Genomic DNA, 4,267 nt, shown 5'->3' with positions numbered 1-4,267 from the left:
GGGCGGTGGCACCGGCCGGCGCGGTGGCACCGGTGCGGGCCGCCTCGAGGCGGTTGACCCGGGTGAGCAGCGACTGCAGGCTGATGCCGACCAGGTCGGGCAGGCGGTCGTCGTGGGCGGGCTGCGGGCGGCTCGGGCTGATGACCTGGCCGGGGACGCCGACGACGACCGAGCCGGGTGGGACCGGGTGGACGACGACGGCGTTCGCGCCGATGCGGCTGTCCGCGCCGACGGTGAACGAGCCGAGCACCTTCGCGCCGGCGCCGATCACCACCCGGTCACCGATCGTCGGATGCCGCTTGGTGGCCTCCAGGCTGGTCCCGCCGAGCGTCACCCCGTGGTAGATCGTCACGTCGGCGCCGACCTCGGCGGTCTCGCCGATGACCACGCCGGTGGCGTGGTCGATGAACACGCCCTCGCCGATCCGGGCGGCGGGGTGGATGTCGACGCCGGTCAGTGTGCGGGTCACCTCGGCGCCGACCCGGCTGAGCAGCGGCATCCCGTGCGTCCACAGCCAGTGGTTCACCCGGTGGCCCCACAGGGCGTGCACCCCCGGGTAGCACAGCGCGACTTCGAGGGTGGAGCGGGCGGCGGGGTCGCGGTCCCGCGCCGTGCGCAGGTCCCGGCGCAGCGTCGCGAGCACGGCTCAGTCCCCCAGGCCGGCGAACAGCGGCGTGGACAGGTAGCGCTCGCCGAAGTCGGGCAGCACGACGACGATCAGCTTGCCGGCGTTCTCGGGCCGGCCCGCCACCGTCAGCGCGGCCGACACCGCGGCCCCGGCGGAGATGCCGACCAGCAGGCCCTCCTCGCGGGCGAGGCGGCGGGCGAGTTCCATCGCGTCGTCGGCCTGCACCTGAATGATCTCGTCGACGAGCGAGGTGTCGAGCACGCCGGGCACGAAGCCGGCGCCGATGCCCTGGATCGGATGCGGCCCCTTCGCGCCCCCGGACAGCACCGGCGAGGCGGCCGGCTCCACCGCGACGAACCGGGCCGACGGCCGGCGCGCCTTGATGACGTCGGCCACGCCGGTGATCGTCCCGCCGGTGCCGACGCCGGCGACGAGGAAGTCGATCGTCCCGTCGGTGTCGCGCCAGATCTCCTCGGCGGTCGTGGCCCGGTGGATCGCCGGGTTGGCCGGGTTCTCGAACTGCTGGGGCATGAAGTAGCGGGAGTCGCTCTTGGCGAGCTCCTCGGCCTTGGCGATGGCCCCGGCCATCCCCTCGGGGCCGGGGGTGAGCACCAGGTCGGCGCCGTAGGCGCGCAGCAGCATCCGCCGCTCGACGCTCATCGTCTCGGGCATCGTCAGCACGCACCTGTAGCCGCGGGCCGCGCACACCATCGCCAGCGCGATGCCGGTGTTACCGCTGGTGGGCTCCACGATGATCGTGTCCGGGCCGATCGCGCCGGCCCGCTCGGCGGCGTCGATGAGCGCCAGCCCCAGCCGGTCCTTCACGCTGTGCGCCGGGTTGAACGACTCCAGCTTCGCGACGACCTGGCCCCCGACTCCGTCGGTGACCCGGCGCAGCCGCACCAGCGGCGTGTTCCCGACCAGCCGCGTGATGTCCTCGGCGATCCTCATCGACGTTCTTCTCCTCGGTCGGCGCCCTTCTCGGTCACCGGGCCAGCGTATGTCCCGACTCCGGCGCGAAGCCGTCCATGAGCAATCAGGCACCATCGTGCACTCCTGCCCACGGCGGCCGGTGCCCGCTGCGACCGACCGCGACCCGGCTGCGACCGGGCCGCGACCAGGCCGCGACCGGGCCGGAGCCCGGCCGGAGCCTGGGCGGGGCCTGGCCGGGCGGCGGGTTGCGCGATGGACGGACGGCCGCGGTCCGGGCGGGATAGCTTCGGACCCGTGGCGCGGGTCCGGGATCGAAGGTGCGCAGGCGGGCGCGGTGTCGGGACGCGGCGTCGGGCCTCCGGAGGCGAGGTCGGATGAGGATCGCGTTGTTCGTGACGTGCCTGGTCGACGCGCTGTTCCCGCGGGTCGGGCAGGCCACCACCGAGCTGCTCGAACGCCTCGGCCACGAGGTCGTCTTCCCCGCCGGGCAGACCTGCTGCGGGCAGATGCACACCAACACCGGCTACGCCCGCGAGGCGGTCGAGCTGGTCCGCCATCACGTCGACGTCTTCGAGGGAGCCGACGTCGTCGTCACCCCGTCCGGGTCGTGCGCGGGTTCGGTGCGCCACCAGCACGCCGCGCTCGCCCGCGACGCCGGCGACGCCGCGCTCGCCCGCCGCGCCGAGGCGGTCGCGGCCCGCACCTACGAGCTGTCCGAGCTGCTCGTCGACGTGCTCGGCATCTGCGACGTCGGCGCCTACTACCCGCACCGGGTCACCTACCATCCGACCTGCCACTCCCTGCGGGTGCTGCGGGTGGGCGACCGGCCGCTGCGGCTGCTGCGCCGGGTCGCCGGGATGACGCTGCTGGAACTGCCGGAGGCCGAGACCTGCTGCGGGTTCGGCGGCACCTTCGCGGTGAAGAACGCCCCGACGTCGACGGCGATGCTCGCCGACAAGATGCGTCACGTCCTCGGCACCGGCGCGGAGGTGGCGACCGCCGGCGACGCGTCCTGCCTGATGCACATCGGCGGCGGCCTGACCCGGCTGCGCGCCGCCACCCGCACGGTCCACCTCGCCGAGATCCTCGCCAGCACCCAGGCATCCATCCGATGACCGCGACGCGCCACGCCGGCACCCCCACGGCCGGCGACCCCACGACCAGCAATCCCACGACCAGCAATCCCACGGCCAGCGACCAGGCGGCCAGCACCTCCGCGGCCAGCACCTCCGCGGCCGGCAACCAGGCGGGCAGCCGGTGACGGCCGCGTTCCTCGGGATTCCGGCTCCGCCCGGCGTCGGGCAGCTGCGCGGCGACCGGCCGTTCCCCGCCGCCGCCCGCGACGCGCTCGCCGACAGCCAGTTGCGCCGTAACCTCGGCCACGCCACCGGGGTCATCCGCACCAAACGGGCCGCCGCCGTCGGCGAACTCGACGACTGGGAGCAGCTTCGCCTCGCCGGCGAGGCGATCAAACGGGCGACGATGGCCCGCCTCGACGACCACCTCGTCCGGCTCGAAGCCGAGGTGAGCGCCCGCGGCGGGACGGTGCACTGGGCCCGCGACGCGAACGAGGCGAACGCGATCGTCACCGGCCTCGTCCAGGCCACCGGCGCGACCGAACTGGTCAAGGTCAAGTCGATGGTCACCCAGGAGATCGGCCTGAACGGCGCGCTCGCCGACGCCGGCATCACCGCGCACGAGACCGACCTCGCCGAACTGATCATCCAGCTCGGCGACGACGTGCCCAGCCACATCCTGGTCCCGGCGATCCACCGCAACCGCGCCGAGATCCGCGAGCTGTTCCTGCGGGAGATGCCCGGCGTCGACCCGGCGCTGTCCGCCGAGCCGCGCCGCCTGGCGATGGCCGCCCGCGCCCACCTGCGCCGCACGTTCCTGCGGGCGCGCGTCGCCGTGTCGGGTGCGAACTTCGGCGTCGCCGAGACCGGCTCGCTGGTGGTGGTGGAGTCCGAGGGCAACGGCCGGATGTGCCTGACCCTGCCGGAAACGCTGATCACCGTGATGGGCATCGAGAAGGTCGTGCCGAGCTGGCCGGACCTGGAGGTGTTCCTGCAGCTGCTGCCGCGGTCGTCGACCGGCGAACGGATGAACCCGTACACGTCGATCTGGACCGGTGTCACCCCCGGCGACGGGCCGCGGGCGTTCCACCTGGTCCTGCTCGACAACGGCCGCACCGCCGCCCTCGGCGACGCCGTCGGCCGCGACGCGCTGCACTGCATCCGCTGCTCGGCCTGCCTGAACGTCTGCCCCGTCTACGAGCGCACCGGCGGCCACGCCTACGGCTCGGTCTACCCCGGACCCATCGGCGCCGTGCTGTCCCCGCAGCTCACCGGCATCCACTCCGGCAGCGACGACAACGCCTCCCTGCCGTACGCCTCCAGCCTGTGCGGCGCCTGCTACGACGTCTGCCCGGTGCGCATCGACATCCCGTCGCTGCTCGTCCGGCTGCGCACCGCCCACGTCGACGCCGCCCGCGCCCGTCCGCTGCCCACCGCGGAGGCGCTCACCATGGCCGCCGCCGCCTGGGTGATGTCCTCCCCCACCCGTTTCGCCGCCGCCGAGACCGCCTCTCGCCTCGGCCGCCTGGCGGGCCGCGCCACCGGCCGGCTGTCCTCGCTGCCCCCGCCCCTGTCGGCGTGGACGTCCAGCCGCGACGCCCCCCGGCCCCCGGAGGAGACCTTCCGCCAG

5 protein-coding genes are annotated in these 4,267 nt (G+C 74.5%); 3 read left to right on the top strand and 2 right to left on the bottom strand.

Annotation, left to right across the window (positions count from 1 at the left end):
• Both cysE and cysK read right to left on the bottom strand, forming a co-directional pair.
• The coding region (cysE, locus tag ND748_RS26450) for a serine O-acetyltransferase (RefSeq protein WP_251748901.1) at window positions 1-643 on the bottom strand (643 nt) is incomplete at its 3' end.
• Window positions 644-646: 3 nt separating this feature from the next.
• The gene (gene cysK / locus ND748_RS26445) at window positions 647-1,579 is read right to left on the bottom strand and encodes a cysteine synthase A (protein ID WP_251748899.1); all 933 of its coding nucleotides are present in this window, start codon (window positions 1,577-1,579) and stop codon (window positions 647-649) included.
• Between the two features lie 356 nt (window positions 1,580-1,935).
• On the opposite strand from cysK, the gene ND748_RS26440 reads away from it, so the two are divergent.
• The 3 genes from ND748_RS26440 to ND748_RS26430 form a co-directional block, all read left to right on the top strand.
• Entirely contained in the window at window positions 1,936-2,676 is a 741-nt protein-coding gene (locus ND748_RS26440; RefSeq protein ID WP_251748897.1) for a (Fe-S)-binding protein, read from the top strand.
• On the top strand, window positions 2,673-2,822 hold the full coding sequence (locus ND748_RS26435; RefSeq protein WP_251748895.1) for a hypothetical protein: 150 nt from the start codon (window positions 2,673-2,675) through the stop codon (window positions 2,820-2,822). Before ND748_RS26440 ends, ND748_RS26435 begins: the two co-directional genes overlap by 4 nt.
• A partial coding sequence (locus tag ND748_RS26430; protein ID WP_251748893.1) for a lactate utilization protein B occupies window positions 2,819-4,267 on the top strand: 1,449 nt, incomplete at its 3' end. The genes ND748_RS26435 and ND748_RS26430, both read left to right, overlap by 4 nt.

It is taken from the genome of Frankia sp. AiPs1 (genome assembly GCF_023716945.1).
Lineage (GTDB): Bacteria > Actinomycetota > Actinomycetes > Frankiales > Frankiaceae > Frankia.
Note: the sequence above shows the minus strand (reverse complement) of the source record. Positions and strands in the feature narration are given on the sequence as shown.

What these genes read in the sequence shown, in the direction of transcription:
- ND748_RS26440 (WP_251748897.1), top strand. Translation starts at nt 1,936, where the DNA reads ATGAGGATCGCGTTGTTCGTGACGTGCCTGGTCGACGCGCTGTTCCCG.
- ND748_RS26435 (WP_251748895.1), top strand. Translation starts at nt 2,673, where the DNA reads ATGACCGCGACGCGCCACGCCGGCACCCCCACGGCCGGCGACCCCACG.
- cysK (WP_251748899.1), bottom strand. Translation starts at nt 1,579, where the DNA reads ATGAGGATCGCCGAGGACATCACGCGGCTGGTCGGGAACACGCCGCTG.